The sequence below is a fragment of the Brevibacillus sp. HB1.2 genome (assembly GCF_013332495.1).
Classification (GTDB): Bacteria; Bacillota; Bacilli; order Brevibacillales; family Brevibacillaceae; genus Brevibacillus; species Brevibacillus porteri.
This window is the reverse complement of record NZ_JABMIU010000008.1, coordinates 207,638-226,665: the sequence shown is the minus strand read 5'-3', so window position 1 is coordinate 226,665 and position 19,028 is coordinate 207,638. Positions and strand designations below refer to the sequence as shown.

16 protein-coding genes, 1 other RNA gene and 1 pseudogene are annotated in these 19,028 nt (G+C 47.6%); 6 read left to right on the top strand and 12 right to left on the bottom strand.

The genetic code is table 11. From position 1 onward, the window contains the following. Positions 1–52: 52 nt before the first annotated feature. Positions 53–1,339, top strand: coding sequence for a phosphopyruvate hydratase (gene eno / locus HPY28_RS19320; protein ID WP_174231212.1), 1,287 nt, complete (start codon positions 53–55; stop codon positions 1,337–1,339). Between the two features lie 172 nt (positions 1,340–1,511). Here eno and HPY28_RS19315 read toward each other — a convergent pair whose 3' ends face one another. The 3 genes from HPY28_RS19315 to HPY28_RS19305 form a co-directional block, all read right to left on the bottom strand. Continuing rightward, positions 1,512–2,339 carry an ABC transporter ATP-binding protein gene (locus tag HPY28_RS19315; protein WP_017251641.1) on the bottom strand — a complete coding sequence of 276 codons (828 nt, stop codon included), beginning with the start codon at positions 2,337–2,339 and terminating at the stop codon, positions 1,512–1,514. A 475-nt stretch (positions 2,340–2,814) separates the two neighbouring features. After that, positions 2,815–3,852, bottom strand: coding sequence for a FecCD family ABC transporter permease (locus HPY28_RS19310; protein ID WP_174231211.1), 1,038 nt, complete (start codon positions 3,850–3,852; stop codon positions 2,815–2,817). Then, positions 3,852–4,859: a FecCD family ABC transporter permease gene (locus HPY28_RS19305; RefSeq protein ID WP_017251644.1), complete on the bottom strand. Its 1,008-nt coding sequence runs from the start codon at positions 4,857–4,859 to the stop codon at positions 3,852–3,854. The genes HPY28_RS19310 and HPY28_RS19305 overlap by 1 nt, the downstream gene beginning before the upstream one ends. A gap of 183 nt (positions 4,860–5,042) precedes the next feature. Here HPY28_RS19305 and HPY28_RS19300 point away from each other — a divergent pair, with 183 nt between their 5' ends. After that, positions 5,043–6,053, top strand: a complete 1,011-nt coding sequence (locus HPY28_RS19300; RefSeq protein WP_017251645.1) for an ABC transporter substrate-binding protein — start codon at positions 5,043–5,045, stop codon at positions 6,051–6,053. Positions 6,054–6,095: 42 nt separating this feature from the next. Here HPY28_RS19300 and HPY28_RS19295 read toward each other — a convergent pair whose 3' ends face one another. The 5 genes from HPY28_RS19295 to HPY28_RS19275 all read right to left on the bottom strand — a co-directional run bounded on the left by HPY28_RS19295 (position 6,096) and on the right by HPY28_RS19275 (position 9,947). Beyond that, positions 6,096–7,334 (bottom strand): YjgB family protein, encoded by a 1,239-nt coding sequence (locus tag HPY28_RS19295; protein ID WP_017251646.1) that lies wholly within the window; start codon positions 7,332–7,334, stop codon positions 6,096–6,098. Then, a complete protein-coding gene (locus HPY28_RS19290; protein ID WP_017251647.1) occupies positions 7,324–7,848 on the bottom strand; it encodes an RNA polymerase sigma factor in 525 nt (174 codons plus the stop codon). Before HPY28_RS19290 ends, HPY28_RS19295 begins: the two co-directional genes overlap by 11 nt. Positions 7,849–7,955: 107 nt before the next feature. Then, complete coding sequence (locus tag HPY28_RS19285; protein ID WP_017251648.1) at positions 7,956–8,720, bottom strand: ABC transporter permease; 765 nt, start codon at positions 8,718–8,720, stop codon at positions 7,956–7,958. After that, complete coding sequence (locus HPY28_RS19280; RefSeq protein ID WP_174231210.1) at positions 8,717–9,469, bottom strand: ABC transporter ATP-binding protein; 753 nt, start codon at positions 9,467–9,469, stop codon at positions 8,717–8,719. The genes HPY28_RS19285 and HPY28_RS19280 overlap by 4 nt, the downstream gene beginning before the upstream one ends. An 82-nt stretch (positions 9,470–9,551) precedes the next feature. Next, on the bottom strand, positions 9,552–9,947 hold the full coding sequence (locus tag HPY28_RS19275) for a YqzM family protein (protein ID WP_007728788.1): 396 nt from the start codon (positions 9,945–9,947) through the stop codon (positions 9,552–9,554). A gap of 282 nt (positions 9,948–10,229) precedes the next feature. On the opposite strand from HPY28_RS19275, the gene secG reads away from it, so the two are divergent. From secG to ssrA, 4 genes are all read left to right on the top strand, one after another. Beyond that, positions 10,230–10,472: a preprotein translocase subunit SecG gene (gene secG, locus HPY28_RS19270; protein WP_007728789.1), complete on the top strand. Its 243-nt coding sequence runs from the start codon at positions 10,230–10,232 to the stop codon at positions 10,470–10,472. A gap of 142 nt (positions 10,473–10,614) precedes the next feature. Continuing rightward, on the top strand, positions 10,615–13,137 hold the full coding sequence (gene rnr / locus HPY28_RS19265) for a ribonuclease R (RefSeq protein WP_174231209.1): 2,523 nt from the start codon (positions 10,615–10,617) through the stop codon (positions 13,135–13,137). 148 nt (positions 13,138–13,285) lie between these two features. Continuing rightward, the gene (smpB, locus tag HPY28_RS19260; RefSeq protein WP_017251652.1) at positions 13,286–13,759 is read left to right on the top strand and encodes an SsrA-binding protein SmpB; all 474 of its coding nucleotides are present in this window, start codon (positions 13,286–13,288) and stop codon (positions 13,757–13,759) included. Positions 13,760–13,912: 153 nt separating this feature from the next. Next, positions 13,913–14,268, top strand: a transfer-messenger RNA (tmRNA) gene (ssrA, locus tag HPY28_RS19255). Between the two features lie 497 nt (positions 14,269–14,765). On the opposite strand, the pseudogene HPY28_RS19250 reads toward ssrA, so the two are convergent. From HPY28_RS19250 to HPY28_RS19235, 4 genes and pseudogenes are all read right to left on the bottom strand, one after another. Continuing rightward, positions 14,766–15,785: pseudogene (locus HPY28_RS19250) on the bottom strand (recombinase family protein); the annotation flags it as partial. 80 nt (positions 15,786–15,865) lie between these two features. Then, on the bottom strand, positions 15,866–16,039 hold the full coding sequence (locus HPY28_RS19245) for a hypothetical protein (RefSeq protein ID WP_174231208.1): 174 nt from the start codon (positions 16,037–16,039) through the stop codon (positions 15,866–15,868). 335 nt (positions 16,040–16,374) lie between these two features. Beyond that, positions 16,375–16,878, bottom strand: coding sequence for a hypothetical protein (locus tag HPY28_RS19240; RefSeq protein ID WP_174231207.1), 504 nt, complete (start codon positions 16,876–16,878; stop codon positions 16,375–16,377). Beyond that, positions 16,833–18,953, bottom strand: a complete 2,121-nt coding sequence (locus HPY28_RS19235) for a hypothetical protein (protein ID WP_174231206.1) — start codon at positions 18,951–18,953, stop codon at positions 16,833–16,835. The genes HPY28_RS19240 and HPY28_RS19235 overlap by 46 nt, the downstream gene beginning before the upstream one ends. Positions 18,954–19,028 lie beyond the last annotated feature (75 nt).

Here is a 19,028-nt window from a genome sequence, read left to right as displayed (position 1 = left end):
CGTTTATCGAAATAGATTGTAAGTGCACATGAAAAAAGGAGATGGACGAGAAATGGCAATGATTACTGACATTTATGCACGCGAAATTATGGACTCCCGCGGTAATCCAACTGTGGAAGTAGAAGTGTATCTCGAAGATGGCTCGATGGGTCGCGCAGATGTTCCATCTGGAGCGTCTACAGGTGCGTATGAAGCAGTTGAGCTTCGCGACGGTGACAAATCCCGCTACTTGGGTAAAGGCGTTCTGAAAGCTGTAGAGAACGTGAATGAAATCATTGCTCCTGAACTGATCGGCATGGACGCTCTCGATCAAGTTGGCATCGATATGGCGATGATTCAGCTCGACGGTACACCAAACAAAGCCAAGCTAGGCGCAAACGCGATTCTCGGCGTGTCCATGGCAGTAGCACGTGCAGCTGCAGACTCTCTCGGCGTTCCTCTCTACAACTACCTCGGTGGCTTCAACGCGAGAATGTTGCCAGTTCCTATGATGAACATCCTGAACGGTGGTAAGCACGCAGACAACACTGTAGACATTCAGGAATTCATGGTCATGCCAGTAGGTGCTACTTCCTTCAAGGAAGCGCTGCGCACAGGTGCGGAAATTTTCCACTCTCTGAAAAAAGTATTGGGTGAAAAAGGTCTGAGCACAGCAGTAGGGGATGAGGGTGGCTTCGCTCCAAACCTGAAATCCAATGAAGAAGCGATCACAACCATTTTGGATGCGATCAAGGCAGCAGGCTATGAGCCAGGCAAAGACGTGTTCCTCGCGCTGGATGTTGCAGCTACAGAAATGTTCAAAGATGGCAAATACCACTTCGAAGGCGAAGGCGTTGTGAAAACAACAGAAGAAATGATCGCATTCTACGAAGAGCTGGTAAGCAAATACCCAATCATCTCTATCGAAGACGGTTTGTCTGAAGACGACTGGGATGGCTGGAAAGCACTGACTGACAAGCTGGGTAGCAAAGTTCAGCTGGTAGGCGACGACTTGTTCGTAACGAACACCGAGCGTCTGGCTCGCGGAATCGAAACCTCTACAGGTAACTCCATTCTGGTAAAAGTAAACCAAATCGGTACGCTGACAGAAACCTTCGAAGCAATCGAAATGGCGAAGCTGGCTGGCTATACTGCGGTGATCTCCCACCGTTCCGGTGAAACCGAAGACTCTACGATTTCGGATATCGCAGTGGCTACAAATGCAGGTCAAATCAAGACTGGTGCGCCTTCCCGCACTGACCGCGTAGCGAAGTACAACCAATTGCTGCGTATTGAAGACGAACTCGCTGATACAGCTCGTTTTGGCGGTCGTTCTGCATTCTACAACCTGAAGAAGTAAGCTTACATGATTGATAGATAAAAAGAACAGTGGCAGTCCAGGATGCAAGAAAGTCCGGGACTGCCACTGTTCTTTTTGTAGGATGAAAGAAACATGCCATTGCACTCAAGTTTTTGCATACGAAAAAAGACTGCCCATACTACTGATGGACAGTCTTTTTGTTGTTTGGCGTTTATGACATGGCGAATGCTTTGGGTTCGGCCTGCACAAAGCCCAGGCGGCTTTTACTGTACGGGATGCACATAGGAGTTCCGTACAGCGGGTCTTGCGTAATTTGGCAATCCATATCGAAAACCGTACGGACAAGGTCGGTCGTCAGTACTTCGTTTGGAGCCCCTTCTGCCACTACGGTCTGATTGTGAACGGCAACGATATGATGGGCATAGCGGCAAGCGAGATTCAGATCGTGAAGCACCATGACGATGGTGCGCTGTTCTGTTTGATTCAGTTCAAACAACAGGTCCAAAATCTCAATCTGATGCGACATATCCAAATAAGTCGTAGGCTCATCCAGCAAAATCGTTTCGGTACCTTGGGCGAGCGTCATTGCAATCCAGGCGCGTTGACGTTGTCCGCCAGAGAGACTGTCGACGGCACGGTTAGCCATATCCGTGAGTTGAGTAGCTGCCAATGCTTTGTTGACCATCTGCTCGTCTTCTTCTGACCATTGCTGTAGCCAGTTTTGATAAGGATAGCGTCCTTGTTTGACCAATTGCAGAATCGTTAATCCTTCTGGTGCAGATGGGCCTTGAGGAAGGATGGCAAGACGTTTGGCTACCTCTTTGGTAGAGCGCTTTGCGATTGATTCACCTTCAAGCAGGATGGCACCTTCCTTTGGTTTGAGTAAACGTGCCAGAGAGCGCAGCAATGTCGATTTACCACTGCCATTACTACCAATGAAAACAGTTATTTTTCCACGCGGGATGTTTAAATCTAATGCTTCAATGATGTTGCGTTCTCCGTACGATAACGTAAGCCGTTGGGTTTCCAAAGCTTGCATATGGGTTGGACTCCTTTCAAACGCATAGGAAGTTAAAAAATATATTCAGGGCCGCATGTGGCTATGATGGGAGAAGAATATTTCCAGTCTAGGCTCCAGGCTACGTCCCACTGGAAGCGTGCACTGTCCGCTCCGAAGGACTCCACAAGTCGCTACGTCTGGAAATATTCTTCTCTGGCGTTACTGATCACATTCATCAATCTTTTAAAGGCTTTTTAAAATCCGTATAGCACGACAGCTCGTAGAGGAAACAGGAGAAATAAGCGAAGATCTTTGGCACGCCGACCGAGACGGAATGCAAAAAGCGAGACACGTTCTTAAGCCTCCACCTCTGAAAAACTTCCTGAAAGAACCACTTTGGAAGCGGTTTCGCTTTTTGCATGGAGTCGGGCAGTGAATCCCTCAGTGGGTGGGACAAGAAGCTGAGCGTTTTCTCCTGTTTCCTCCCACCACCACAGCGGGACAAAGTTCTTTACTAGCGATTTCGGTTTTTGTACAGCAAGTAGATGAAAAAGGGAGCGCCGATGGCAGAGGTGAATACCCCTACAGGCACTTCGATTGGTGAAAAAGCCATGCGTGCAATCAAATCCGCAAGCAATACGATAATGGCACCCAAGAAAGCCGAGAGTGTCATGGCACCGCCAAAGGACGGACCAATCAGTTGTTTGGCAATGTGTGGCGCCAGCAAAGCCACAAAGCTGATGTCTCCTCCAACAGAGACGGCTGTTCCCGTCAAAGCCGCGCAAATCATGAGCAGGAGGAAGCGATCCAATTGCAAGGAACTGCCGAGACTCGTCGCCAGATCATCGCCGAGCTGTTGAATGTTCAAGCGTCTAGCAAGTAAGGCGGCTACGAGAATCAGTCCGACGACCCACGGCAAAATCATGAATACGTCGTTCCAGGCAACGCCGTAGATGCTTCCTGTCAGCCAGAGCAATGCCTTATTTTGTAGCAAAAACGGGCTGAACATGATCAGCATGGTGACAATGGCACCCGCTGCGATTTTGATTCCAACACCAATCATGACGAGACGAAGCGGCGTAACGCCTTTTTTCCAAGAGAGGGCGTACAGCAGGAATGTTGTCAATGTCGCTCCCAAAAAAGCGATGGGAGGAAGCCATTTGATGCTCGCTGTTTCAAATAGGATCAAAAAGCCGACTGCAAAAACAGATGCTCCACCGGATACTCCAAGAATATCTGGGGAAGCCAACGGATTGCGGACGAGGCCCTGCATGATGGCACCAGCAACGGCAAGTGCGGCACCTACCAGAATAGCGATGACGATGCGCGGCAGGCGAAATTGCTCCACAATCAAAGCATTCTCTTCTGAACCGATTCCCAACAAAACTTTGACCACATCGAGCGGGGCGATTTTCATTTCACCCATTCCGAGACTGACAACCGCCACTGCGATGACGATCAGCAAGGCGAGTAGCGAAAACCAGATCGTCTTTTTATGTAGCTGAAACGATGAAAAGCGCTTGCCGATGCGAAGAGACAGGTAGTCTTTCATTATTTATCCAGCCCCTTGCGTGCGACATAGATGAAGAAAGGAATCCCGATCAGGGCTGTCATTACTCCAATAGGAACTTCTGAAGGCATTGCGATATACCGAGCGCCGATGTCTGCTAACAGCAGTAGGATGGAACCAAGCAGACCGCTGTACAAAAGCACCCAGCGAGTGTCGATTCCAACGAGATAGCGGGCCAGATGCGGAGTAACCAATCCGACAAAACCAATGGGTCCAGCAACAGCAACCGCGCAACCGGATAAGAGAACAATGACGATTCCAACACTGAATTTGACCAATAATGTGCGTTGTCCGAGACCTTTTGCTACGTCATCACCCATCAATAAGGTTTGAATCGGACGTGCGAGGACAAAAGCAGCGATCCAGGCGATGATCATATAAGGAAAGACAGTGGCTAAATACTCCAGCTTTCTGCCTCCGACTGACCCTGCTAGCCAGAACAGCACCTCGTCAGTAGCTTTTTCATTAAGGACCATCATGCCGTGTCGGATTGAGGAAGCCAAAGCGGTGATAGCTGCACCCGCTAGAACCAGCTTCACAGGTGAAAGCCCATCTCTGCCGAATGAACCGAGCAAGTAAACGATCAAACCTGCTACAGCGGCTCCTAAAAAGGAAATCCACGTAAACTGAGTCAAGGAGCTGATTCCGACAAAAGTAACGGCGAACACAACAAAAAGAGAAGCACCTGCATTAAGACCGAACAGTTCAACGTCTGCAACAGGGTTTCTCGTCAAGGATTGGAGCAGAGTTCCGGCCAAGCCGAGGCAAAAACCGACCGTAAGCGCATTGAGCACACGCGGTACTCGCACTTCTTTAATGACAATGTGCTCATTGGAGCCGTTGAAATTCGTGTAGGCATCAATCGCAGTTTGCCAACTCGTGTCAATGACGCCAAAGATGAGGCTGGCATAACTGAGGTAAGTCAGGAGAAGAAGGGCGAATATCACTCCCAGAATTTTACGAAAGTTGCTAGCTAAAAAAGAATTCATGATGGCTACATCCTTATTTCTTAGATGGTTTCATAGTTAAGTGTAGAGCTACATAAAGGAAGTGTCAATGACGTTGATAGTCATTATCATATTGTGATTGACTTTTGACAAGCAGGGGAGTAGGATAGACTCTGTCATTGATATGAATTCTCATTATAGAAAAGGGAAAGGGGTCCTTTCATCATGTTTTCTCGTACATATCGGACCGCAAGCGGTAAAGCTTTCTTTGCTGTCTTAATGGCGCTCTTGCTGGTTGTTACAGGTTGTGGTACTCCGCAAGCAAGTGAACAAAAGCCGGCAGAACAAAAGCCTGCTGATCAAGCAACAGGCAATTCGGAGGGTTCCGGCCAAAGCTACACAGTGAAACACGCGATGGGCGAAACAACCATTAAAGGTACACCAGAACGCATCGTTATGTTGACTAACCAAGGTACAGAAACCTTGATGGCTCTCGGTGTAAAGCCAGTAGGAGCTGTAGGTTCGACCGTTGATCCTACTCAATTCTACGATTTCACCAAGTCTTTCCTTGAGGGTACAAAATCCGTAGGTACAGAAGGTCAACCTAACTTGGAAGCAATCGCTGCACTGAAACCTGACCTGATTCTGGGTATGAAATTCCGTCACGAAAAAATTTATCAACAATTGACTGCAATTGCTCCAACGGTATTCGTTGACGAGCCACGCGGCGACTGGAAAGAAAACTTCTCCTTGTTCTCAGAAGCAGTAAACAAAAAGGCTGAGGGTGAAAAAGTCCTCGCTGACTGGAACAAGCGCGTAGAAGAATTCAAAACAAAAGCTGGCGACAAGCTGAACACAAAAGTATCCGTTGTGCGCTTCATGCCAGGTAAAGTTCGTATCTACTACAAAAACACCTTCACTGGCGCGATCTTCAAAGACCTTGGCCTGGCACGTCCAGCTTCCCAAGACAAAGACGATTTTGCAGCAGAAGTAACCAAAGAGCGCATTCCAGAAATGGACGGCGACATCATGTTCTACTTCACGTACGAAACAGGCAAAGGCGAGGCTTCCAAGCTGGAGCAAGAGTGGACGAACGATCCTCTCTGGAAAAACCTGAACGTCGTGAAAAACAATAAAGCATTCAAAGTGGATGACACCATCTGGAATACTTCCGGTGGCGTAATCGCAGCCAATAAAGTACTGGATGAGCTGGAAGGCTACATCATCGGTAAATAATGAAAAAAAGACGGGACTGATGCTCCCGTCTTTTTTGTGTGGTTATCCTGCCATGTTGTTGAATGTTCCTCGTGGGTAGTAAATGTTTACGTGATCGATGTAGAGGGTGTTTGGGTCATCGGTCATGATACCTGAGAAAATGAATTTTAATTCATAATCAGGGGTTACCTTGTAGGTGTAGATGGTTTGGCCGCCTGTTGTGGTTTTGCTAGCTGGCTCCCCAAGTGTTTCACGCACCTCGGCAAGTGTGATTGCTTGCAGGCGTGGGTCGTAGGAGCGAATATCAACGATCTGCATTCCTTTGTTAAAGGCGAAGACTAGATTGAGATCCCGGTACGTATTGTACGTGATGCCATTGATGAAGGAGACGACATCCGGTTTGCCCAGCTGTTTTTCTGCGTCATCGAACATATCTTTTTCTATATGATACTGACTGCCAAAGGTTTGGCCTTTCCGGGCGAGATCACGCACGCTTTGCAAAATCTCGGCATTGTTCGCATACAGCATGAGATTTTTGTTTCCTTGCGGGTAATACAGATGGTATTCAACAAGAATCAGGTCTTCCTTGTTCGTGCTTTTTGTTCCTTGGAAGTGGAATTTCACCTGATAGTTGTTTGTGACATCGTAGGTGTAAATCGTTTGATTACCAAACTCGCTGATACGCCCTGGCTTTCCCCAGCTCTTTTCGACGGCAGACAGGCTAATTTGCTGCAAACGTAAATCTGTCCTGTGCATGTCTACGATCTGCATACCTTTGTTGTAGCCAAATACGACTTCTTTTTTCGGGTAGGCGGAGTAGATCAATCCATTTGCCGTGTAGGTTTTCTCAGGTTTTCCCCAGCCCTTTTCGACTTCATCTACCGTTTTTTCTAGAACGAAAGGAAGGGAGATAACTCTGCCTTCTTTCGCATTTGAGCGAATTTGTGACAAGAGCTCCTCTGACTGCGGAGATGGCGGTGTCGTTACGCTGTTGTTTGGACCCGGTCCCGGAGAAGCAGTAGGAGAGCCAGGAGCAATAGGCGCAACGGTGCCCGGCATTGTACTCTGTTGTTGATTCGTAAGGAGTGAGGCTCCCAGCCAGACGGTCACAGCAAGTACCGAGCAGAGGGCCAATCCCTTTCCAAGCGCAGAGAAACCACGATAAGAAGCAGTCCCCCCAGATTTGCTCACATTTGTTTGGCGAATAGCAGAAACGATCTCGTGCTTTTGTTCTCCGCTCATTTTCATATCCGGCATCCCTTTCAATTTAGCTAGTAAGTCATGGTCTGAATTAGATCGCATCGCCAATCATCTCCTTTTTCTCACGCTCAAGTATTTCCCTGACAGCCTTCATGGCACGGTGCAGTGTCACGTTTACTTTGTTTTCGGACCACCCAAGTATTTCAGCCGTCTCCTTGGAGGACAGTCCTTTGACTCCACGCAAAATGAGCACCTCGCGAAAAGCGGGCTTTACTTCACGGATTGCATGATAAAGTGCTTGCTGCTCCTCATGTACATGCAGAACTTCTTCTGGTGTTTTTTCTTCCGTCTCTACATTCGCCAGCCATTTATCTGGCAGCCAATTACGAAGACGTTGCTTTCGTTTATGATCGATGGCGGTATTCCTCGCGATCGTCAATAGCCATGTTTTCGGTTGCGATCTGCCTTCGAATGCATCCAGAGACCGAAGCGCTTTTAAAAAGACATCCTGAACGAGGTCTTCTACATCGCGGGTTCCTGTGTAGTAAATAAGAAATTTGTAAATATCATCGCCATAGCGCAGGAACCATTGCTCCATTAAACCGTTTTTGTCCATAGCTGAACCACCTTTTGTACGTTCTACTTGTAATTTGACGACTCAGGGTGCATTTCATTACAAAAACAAAAAAACTGCCGGGAGCAAAGGTCCGGCAGTGTGTGCATTTACGAGTGGAGCATAGAATCCCGGGTAAACCAGAGCTGATAACTGAGCATGCTGATCAGAACAGCCGAAATAGCCGCAGAGGAGCTGAAGCTGAGCATAATGAGGATTTGGTAGCGCACGGCTTCGATGGGACTGGCACCCGCGACGATCATTCCGGTCATCATCCCTGGCAATTGGACGAGTCCGATTGTTTTCATCGTGTCAAAGGTAGGAATCATGCTCGCTTTGACAGCGCGCTTCAACACCACATGCACGGCTTGGCGTGTAGTGGCTCCCAGACAAAGCAGCGTTTCGATTTCCCCACGAGAGGCTTCTACTTCTCTGTTCATATGCGTGAGAAAAAGGCTCGTGACGATCATAGAGCTGCCAATAATCATGCCGCTCATCGGGATGAGGTACTGCGGCGTAGGAGAGACAAGCCCGAGTACAACCAACAGTCCCATGGTGATGATCTCTGTTATTGCAAGTGAAAGGGAGATCCGCCAAAAGATCCCCGATAAATGCTTCGCTCTGCTGGCAGCGTTCCACGAAGCGACCAAGATCATCATGAGAATGATCACGAAAATAAACCAGACACTATCGGCAGCAAAGACAAAATGTAGGACATAGCCGATCGCGAGCAACTGAACGGTCGAACGGATGGTGCCAATCAAAATGTCTTTTTCCAAACCGAGCTTCTGCCAAACAGAGAGCAGAAGGGCAATGAAAACAAAGGCATAGGCAAAGAGTAGCCACATGTATGAAAACGTAAAAGTATGCGTCATCGCTGCACCTCGGTTGGAGCAGCATAGACATTTCCATCTTGCAAAAATTCACGAGCTTCAACGGATTGGGGCGAGTGGAAAAACGCTTCAGCTTCAGCGTCTTCTGCGAGCTGGTGGTTGGCCATAAACCAAATGCGCTTGCAAGCCACTCGCGCTTCTTCTAAATCATGCGTGACCCAAATTAAGGTCGTGCCCGTTTGCCGGTGCAAATCGACGAGGAGACGCTCAGCAGCCTGCTTGCTTTTCATATCGAGTGAAGCGGTGACCTCATCCAGCAGCAGGACAGGTGGCTGAAGCAACAAGCTGCGAACGAGAGCGAGTCGTTGTTTTTCACCACCGGACAGTTGAGCGGCTGGTTTTGACCAATCGATCTCTTCCATATATAACTGCTCCATCAAGTCAGAGGCGAGCTTCTTATCAAAAGGACGTTGATGCAAGGTACTTACTGTCCGCAGGTTGTCTTCCACACTGCCTGGCAGCATAACAGCCTGCTGTGCCACATAACTGATTTTCATTCGCCAAGCTTTCGCGTCCCACAATGCCATTTCTGTATTCTCTAAAAAAACCTTACCGGCATCAGGGTGCAGAAGACGACCCAAAATACGGAGCAAGGTGCTTTTTCCTTGGCCTGATCTTCCCAGAATTCCAATAATCGTAGGTTCTTTAATACTAGCGTTTACGTCACGAAACAACCATGTACTCGTGGGAGAGTGGATTTGTTTCCCCAAAGCTTCGATCTTGATGGTCATATGTAAAAGCCTCCCCATTAACGCGGAAAACACCGAAGAGGACGAGTCTTCGGTGTTTCTCTCTTACTGGCTATCTATGTACTTATTTTTTCTCCGACAGCCACTGTGAAACCGCTTGAATTTCTGGTTGTTTCTTCAGCATTCCAGGAGGCATGCCGCCCTTACCATCTTTGATGATTTTAGCAATGTCGTCAGCGCTGAGCGTTGCTCCAATTTTCGTCAGGTTTGGACCTGCAATGCCTTCGAGATTTTGACCGTGACAGGAAGCGCAATTTTGTTTAAATACAGCAGCAGCGTCAATTTGTGCAGTTGGTGCGCCGCCACCATTGGCTTCTTCGCCATGTTTTGGTGGGAAAATGATTGATCCTACAAGTGCAATGAGAAAAACTAGAAACAAGATACCAAACGAAGTGAAAAAGGCCTTCGCGGAATCAATTACATCGTTTTGATTCATGTCTTTTTTGTTGGACCCAGCCATCTGACAAAGACCTCCCAAAGCAAATAATAAAGTTTCATGGTAATTTTACGGCAAAAGTTTGACAATATCAAGGAGACTACCAAACAAGACAAAGAAAGTACACAATTTGCCATTATTTCGTAAAAACACGTTGCTCTTATTCTACCTTATAACGGTCAATATTATTTGAAAGAATTTCTCTTATAAATGGAAGGGATAGCGGGTTGCTGTTACCAGACAAGTGTGATAAAGTTGTTGTATTGGTTTTTTCCGCCTTGGAAATACGTTTTGAGGTGAATGAAAATGGCATTGGCTGCGAAAATTTTACTTGTGATCGCAAGTATTGGCTTAATTATCGTCGTGTTGCTGCAATCGGGAAAAAGTGCCGGCCTTTCCGGAGCGATTGGTGGCGGCGCAGAGCAACTGATGGGCAAACAAAAAGCCCGCGGGATTGACGCACTTTTAGGGAAACTGACCGTTGTATTTGCGGTTGGCTTCATGATTTTTGCGATTTTGCTCGGGTATTTCTTGAAATCAGGAGCGTAATAGACGAACGGCCGAAAGACAGCGAGTGCAACTTGCTGTCTTTTTCTCTATTCCGATTGCGATATGCAGGAACGGTGAATACTACATAATAGGATGGTCATGGAGAAACGCGGGAATGCCACGCGAAAAAGGAGGTTTGTGAATGGAAGACCAAGAAAAAATACTCGCGTTTATGCGAGAGCAAGCATACCACCCGATGACGGTGAGGGAACTGGAAGAAGCGTTTGGAATCAAGGATTCTGTCACGTTCAAGGAGCTTGTGAAAACGCTGAATGCACTGGAAGCGAGCGGAGAGGTGATCCGCACCAGAGCGAATCGGTATGGCGTGCCTGAAAAAATGAATCTGGTACGCGGACGTCTGCAAAGTCATCCGAAGGGCTTTGGATTTGTGATCCCGGAGACACCTGACTCGGATGACGTATATGTACATGCGAATGATATGAATGGTGCACTCCATGGCGATACGGTTTTTGTCCGCGTGGAAAAAGAAGCGGGCGGCAATCGCCTGGAAGGGCAGATCATCCGCATTGTCGAGCGCGGAATCAAGCAGGTTGTAGGGACATTCAAGGATGAGAGGCATTACGCGTTTGTCATCCCCGACGAAAAGCGAATCGGCAAAGATATTTTTATCCCGAAGGACTCCTTTAATGGAGCAGTAGATGGTCACAAGGTAGTCGTGAACATCGTTCGCTATCCAGAGGGGCGTGTGAATCCAGAGGGTGAAGTCGTCGAGATTCTCGGACATAAGAACGATCCGGGCGTCGATATTCTGTCGATCATCCGTAAGTTTAACTTGCCTGAGGCTTTTCCTGAGGACGTATTAGCTGAGGCTGAGGCGGCACCAGATGAGATATCCGAGGAAGAGATCAAGGGTCGGCGTGACTTACGTGATCGTATGATGGTCACCATTGATGGAGCAGATGCCAAAGACTTGGATGATGCGGTGTCTCTTGAGAAGCTGCCAAATGGAAACGTAAGACTCGGCGTTCATATCGCTGACGTGAGCTATTACGTTCGCGATAAGTCCCAGCTGGATAATGAGGCGTATCGTCGCGGTACCAGTGTCTACTTGGTTGACCGCGTCATTCCGATGCTTCCACATCGCTTGTCCAACGGAATATGCAGTCTCAATCCGCAGGTGGATCGCTTGACGATTTCTTGTGATATGGAGATGGATGCAGGCGGGAACACCGTTAAGTACGATATATTTTTGAGCGTGATTCGTACAGATGAGCGCATGACGTATGCGGATGTACGAAGTATTTTGGACGACAAGGACGAAGCGCTGATCGAGAAGTACAGCCAGCTCGTCCCGATGTTCGAGGAAATGAAGAATTTGGCATTGAAGTTGCGTGGAAAACGTATGCAGCGTGGTGCCATTGACTTTGACTTCCGCGAAGCGAAAATTTATGTGGATGAAGCGGGTACACCTACGGAAATCGGCTTTCGCACGAGATCGATTGCGGAGCAGATCATCGAGGAGTTCATGCTCGCTGCCAACGAAACAGTAGCGGAGCACTTCCACTGGATGAAGCAGCCGTTCATGTACCGGATTCACGAAGACCCGAACGCTGAAAAGCTCATGGCCTTCATGGAGTTCATCACGAATTTTGGCTACTCGATCCGCGGGAAGGGCAATTCTGTTCATCCACGTGCGTTGCAGCAGCTGCTGGAAGAGGTAAAAGGAACGCCAGAAGAAATTATTATCAGTACCGTCATGCTACGTTCGATGAAGCAAGCGCGTTACGACGCGGAAAGTCTGGGGCATTACGGCTTGTCAACGGAGTTTTATACCCATTTCACTTCGCCGATTCGCCGTTATCCCGACCTGATCGTCCACCGCCGTATTCGCGAATGGATCGAGTTGGGGAATCAAATATCAGAAAAACGTCTGGGGTACTGGGCAGAGCAAATGCCAGTAATCGCAGAGCATGCGTCACAGCGTGAACGGTTGGCTGTCGATGCCGAGCGTGAAACAGACGATCTGAAAAAAGCGGAGTTCATGCTTGAGCGAGTGGGAGAAGAATTCGAAGGTGTCATCTCCAGCGTCACTTCGTTTGGGATTTTTGTCGAGCTGCCTAATACCATTGAAGGCTTGGTGCACGTCAGCTTTTTGACCGACGACTACTATCATTACCATGAGAAAATGTTTGCGCTGGTCGGTGAGCGTACTAGAAAGCAGTACCGGATCGGGGATGTCGTCGAGGTACGTGTAGCGAATGTCAACGTGGATGAACGCACCATCGACTTCGAAATCGTCGGGATGCCGAAGGCTGGCTTCCGTGGTAGCCGTGAACGCACGCCACGCGTAATAGATGGTCGCGGTGGGGATCGTAAGCCGACACGTGGCAAGCAACAAGATCGTTCACGTGCAGGCCGACCAGATCGTCCTGGCAGACCAGATCGACCAGATCGACAAAAGGATAAAAAGCATCCGGCGGAAATCCGTCAGAAATACAAGGATCGCCGCAAAGCGGAAGGGAACAAACCTCCTCGTCGTACTGGATCGGGCAAAGCATCGAACGGTGAAGAAGTGCTGCCAATCGGTACAGGAGAAGGAGATACCCCAGCGAAACGCCAGAAGGGATTCTGGGAAGATCTCGTCAAGTCCAAGAAAAAGAATCGCAAAAATGTAGCCAGTCAGGTGAAACGGAAACGCCGTTAAACAATTGTTTAAACCCCGAAAAGTACTCGGAGCGATCCGTTTCCCTTTTCGGGGATGGCTATTTACCGGGTAAATGACTTGTCACAATGGGCAAAATTTGCTAGACTAACTGGTACGAAACGCAGTACGTACAAGTGAGGTGATCTCCATGTCAAAAGAGAAGGCCGGAACCAAGACAATCGCCCAAAACCGAAAAGCGCGCCACGATTACCACATCGAGCAAGTATACGAGGCAGGCATTGAGCTGACCGGTACGGAGATCAAGTCCGTGCGTGCGGCGCGTGTCCAGCTCAAGGACAGCTTCGCCCGTGTGCAGAATGGCGAATTGCTTCTGTACAATGTGCACATCAGTCCGTACGAGCAGGGAAATCGTTTTAACCATGAGCCAGAGCGGACTCGCAAGCTGCTGATGCGCCGCTTGGAAATCCTCAAGCTCAATGGTCTGATTCGCGAAAGAGGCTACTCGCTGGTCCCACTCAGCATTTATTTGAAGGGCGGCTGGGCCAAGGTCGAGCTCGCACTTGTCAAAGGAAAAAAGAACTACGACAAGCGCGAAGACCTCAAGAAAAAAGAGTCTGCGCGTGATATCGATCGTGCTCTGCGCGAACGTCAAAAAGGTTGATTGGATTGCACTGGCAGGCTTGGCAGCAATCAACGTTGAGTTTTGGTTGTCGCCTGTGCTATATTTAATAAGCAACAACAAGCCTATACACTGTTCAATATAGTCTAGGTGCGGATTTAATGGCTCTTCACCTAGACTTTTTCTCACCTACCTGGGGGCGTTCTGGATTCGACGGGGATGGTAGAGCATGAGAAGCGAGCCGGGGGGCTGCGGACCTCGTCAACAACGCGGAACGCCATTAACTGGCAACAAACAACTTTCTCTCGCTGCTTAATAACCAGTGAGGCGCTACCATTCCATCGCCCATGTGGCATGACTAGCGCTCAACTTTAGTGGGATACGCCGGAGGCTTCCGCCTGGAGCCGAAGGAAGAAGATCAATCAGGCTAGGTAACGGGTCAGCGCGTCACTCCGCGAATCCGGTACCGAAATTTAAATGAGTGACTGCGCTCGGAGATGCTCATGTATCGCTGTTTTCGGACGGGGGTTCGAATCCCCCCGCCTCCACCTAACAAATCCACAATTTTGATCTTGAATATAACATCTACATGTTCTTTGTAGACGATCACCTTTTCGACATAACTACCGATGAACTTCTTGATTTCAGGAATGTTTTTCTCAGCTACATACGACTTGAACATGCCAAACAGTTGTCTCAGGATGTCCTCTGTGATGACTGTTTTTTTGTTGTCCATTTCCAGCTCTTTGATGCTGAACATAAGATTGTTTTTCTGTTCCTCCAATTCTGACATTTTCTCCAGGAAAGACGCTTGAGTAAAGCCTTGGGCGACTGCTGAAACGATGTTGTCGAGTTGCTTGCTGACGTATTGCAGTTTTGCTTTGAGCGCTGTCAGTTCCTCTTGTCTTTCGGTATTCAACGAATTCTGGTGTTCGTTTAGTTGCTCGACCAGTTGGGGAATCACATCGTCATTGAAAATTTTGCTGTGCAACTCGGAGATGATGTAATTTTCGATATGCTCCCGGCGCAGTTCTTTGTTGTCGCAATTCTTTTTGTTGTCTCTATTACTGCAACGGTAGGTGACGTACTTCATCTTGTTTCTACCAATCGGTCGGCAATTACCCATCATAGCAAAGCCTTGACCCAGCTTTTCCAGGCACTCACCACAGACAATCAGACCGCTGAGCAGGTATGATACTTTTGCTTTATAAGCGGCAGGGGAGCGCTTGTTTGCTGCCATTTTATCGACGACCTTTTGGTAATCTTCGGGAGAGACGAGTGCTGGCATGCCGTCAGGGATACGGATCACATCTTCATCGCCTTTGATGGCATGTCCGTTTCGTTTACCGAAAGCATTCTTGCTTGCGGTTTTATTGAAGACGTACACACCGGAATACTTTTCGTTCCGAAGGATGTCGTGGATGCTGTTTTTGCCGAAAGGCTTGCCTAGTTTGGTTTTGTAGCCCTTGGTGTTTAGTGCTTCAATGATCTTATTGTAGCCATATCCGTCGAGGTACATAGAAAAAATCATTTTGACAGGAGCAGCTTCCGTTTCGTTGATGATGTACTGCTTTGTCGCTGGATCGACATCATAGCCCAGAGGTGCAAGACCACCTGTATGCTTGCATTGGTAGGCGTTCTCCTTCATGCCCTTCATTACTTCCCGGGCGAGGTTTTTGCTGTAGTATTCAGCCATCCCCTCAAGAAGGGATTCAAGGATCACACTCTCAGGTGAGCCGTCTAAGTTTTCGGTGACACTCACCAGTTTGATTCCGTTTTGCTTTAGCTTTCGTTTGTAGGTAGCGCTGTCGTATTTGTCACGACTGAAACGGTCAAGTTTGTGAACGATGACTACTTCAAACAGGTCGAGTGAACTGTCATGAATCATCTTTTGGAATTCAGGGCGCTTGTCGGATGTGGCGCTCTTAGCACGATCGGCGTAGATTTTTACAATTTCGTAGTGGTTGCGCTTGGCGTACTCTTCGATGGAACGGATCTGAGCGTCGATTGATTCGTCACGCTGATTGTCACTTGAGAAGCGAGCATAGATGGCTGCTCTTTTGTTCATAGTTGGTTTCTCCTCTGTTCAAATAAATTTCCCTCCCAGTCGAGGGGAGGGAATGGGTGGTTAGTTAGTTCTTTAATTCTTTAATTCTTCAATTCTTCGAACATTTTCTCGAGCAGGCTAACGGCAGGGGAGTAGTAGCGGCTGTCAGCGTCGTAGTCAATTCCCTCTTCCTTGATCACGATTATTTTCTCAGATAGGTACTGGCCGCTCTTCAGGTTTTTGCGAGTTATGGTTGCTTTGTGTGTTTGGATCATCGTTTTATGTCTCCCATCTGTATTCAGTCTTTCTCGTACCCACACGTTTTTCTCTAAGCTCGATTGATGTCGGGTAACGAAGTGCCATGTGGAGCACTTGCTTTAATAACTTAGAATTGCTGTTCCTTTAGTGTTCAAAATCCCTATCGTATCAGTAGGGATCAAATTTATAATATATATCTGAATGCTCTGCCTTTTCGTTTTTTCTGGGAGGTAGACATGTCCTTAAATGACCTGCAAGTAGCGTCAGTAGTGTCAGTACGATCGCGATCTGAGAATGAAAAATGACGGTACTTCCGCTTCTGACGGTACGCTAGGTTTATCATAGGTCGGAACTATATCTCATCCTCGATTGGGTCTCTCAGATCTATCCATTCCTTAGTAGAAAGCTGTAGCTGTTTTCTTGGCAGGGTAATATCGTTCAAATTATTTGGTTTATCCTCATTATTGAGTTTTGCTGATCGTAGCTTTTCGATGCGAACCACCTTTGCATCCCCAGCATGACGAATGTCGTACACAATGCCCAACTGCTTCAAGTTAGACTTCACTTCCTTCAAACGGCGACTCAGCATGTGAGCGGCTTTCGGGAAAGATGGGACATGTACGTTAATTTTCTCTTTAAGTGCAATCAATTCTAAGTCTTTCAGTAGTTCTGCTACTGTCCCTTTGTATTTGTGTCTCCCTTTCATCAGTGCTAAGACGGTGGCAGCGACTGGATGGGCAGAAACAGCCTCTTCATTGGACTTGTTTTGATTGTTGAAATACGCCGTAAGAAATCGTTTCCCACCTAACCCTAGTGCTTCTGCGATAGCATAGCCCCAACGTGTGAAGTCTGCCATCCGTGCCAGTTTGTCCAATTGTACTGTAGGGTAGATCTCCATAGCTTTAGAAAGTGTGTGCAAAGCGCCACCGACGATGGATGGCTTGTCGCATTAAATGCCTTCCATACTTCTTTTTCTTCCATTCGTTCGTTTTCGTCAATCCGCTCTAGCTCAATCACGATGGAGCGATCTAACAGGTCAGCTCTTGTCGCTACAACATTAATCCCGTTAAGTCCGACACAGCGAAGAAACTCTAAAATGGTTTCGTCATCGTCACTATACAGTGTTCGTTTGCTGAATCCTCCTCCTGTGGAGGCAATACATAGCAGGTCACTTTTTTCTGCGGAAAGCGTGTCGAGATTGTCGAAGCATGGCATGTAGTTGTTGGCTAGGGAAAGAGCGAGATCCTGTTTACTATTGGGCATAGTAAGCAAATCACGAACTGCAGGGTCAATAATCGACCTCGTCATTCGCATCGTTGTAGATTTCGATGCTCCCTTTTCTCCACTCAATACGAGAACTGGATGAGGGATGTTCGGGATTAAACAGGTAACTAGATAAACAAGGTAGAGTAATTGGTCGTCGGCATCTTTTAATCGCACATGGTTAAGAACGCATCGAAGATCTCCATCAAAGTCAGGCTCTGCTTGCGCTTTCAAGTTCTTGTTTCGCACAAAAAGAGTGGGGGGGTTATCTAAAATGCTACAACCCTGTGGAGTTATTTCTACAACTCTCCAGCTTTTGTCAGCTAGGTCGTAGTAAAATGCGCCATCGAGCTCTGCAACTCGCAATTGTAGCGAGTGCTGTTCTCCTTTAAACATGGCTTTCATTTCCATGACACCGAGGGCTTGATTCATCGCATCGGTGCCAGGTGCTTTGCCTGTTTTCTCATAGAATTTTTTAGTTAGCCACAATTTAAAGGGACGACTTTTCACTTTCCAGCGCTCGATGTGGCCGTTGATCTCTACTGCTGCGAATGCTTCTTCCATGTCGTTTCTGAAAAAAGTTGCTTCATCCCCAAGTAGAATAAGAATGTCCGCCTGTGTTTCTTCTCCATCCTTTGATTTACTTGAAGTATCTCTCTCGTTTGGTTCAAGTAAATCCCGCAGCGTTTCCCATGTGTTATGGGAACAACTGTTGTGGTGGCAGCCTGCTGCAATGCTTCCGCTGTCAAACTTGATGATGAAGGCACTCCGATTGGTGTGAGCTTCGTTCCACGGACAAGTGTCCAGTACGTACTTTGTTGCTTTGTTTTGCCAAGGTGCTTTAAATGCTACTTCGATTTTATGCTCAGCTAGCCATGTTTCGAGGTCAAATTCAGAGCGATTGGTCACTGCCTTCTTTCCCTTTTTATGAGGCTCCTTTACTGTTGGAAATTGATTGGCTACCGTTTGCAATTGCTCAATAGACACCGGGAATAGTTCATCCGGACAATCAAGAATCTGTGACAACCTGTGGGGACGTTCTCTCGTGTTGTCCCCCTTGCAAGCAATTGTTCCGTACAGTTTGCAGATACGTGCAGCGTTATAAGTTGTCGTGTCGACCTGCACTTGATGTGTACTAAATCGCAAGTCCAATGCTTGTAGAACCTTTTTGACAAGCTCCGTACTTTCATGAGAGTTAGGCAAGTCGATGTAGTAGAGTAGATGAGCGCCATTACCACTATCTGCAAGAAGGGGAGCAGGCCATCCTTGTTCAAGCAGAGTAGCTTTCACCTGTTCAGCAAGTTTCACCGCCGCCTGGTGCTCTTCTTTGGTAGATGAAATTCCTGACGGTCGTACGGGATCAAAATCTACAAGAAACCAGTACCGATGGGCAATGTCTGCATCACTAGTTGTCTGTTTGGCTCGTTCCATAACCCGATTCTCTGCACGCGCAAGTAACGCTGGATTGACAGGATTCAGGGTCACGTAGACAGGAAACTCACCATTGAAAACTTGAGCTGCTTCTGCAAGTGAGTCGTTGTCACTAAAGTACCCACTCACTGTACCTTTATTAGTATGAAGTACCCGTAGCTCTCGTACCTCATCGGGATTGCTCAAGATCTCGAGCATGTGTATCATCTCAGTAGATGATTTCTCCGTTCTAAACATGCTGTTTCTCCTCTCTTTGTCTCAAACATGGGTAAACGATCCCCTGTAAATCACTTACAGGGGACAATGACTATT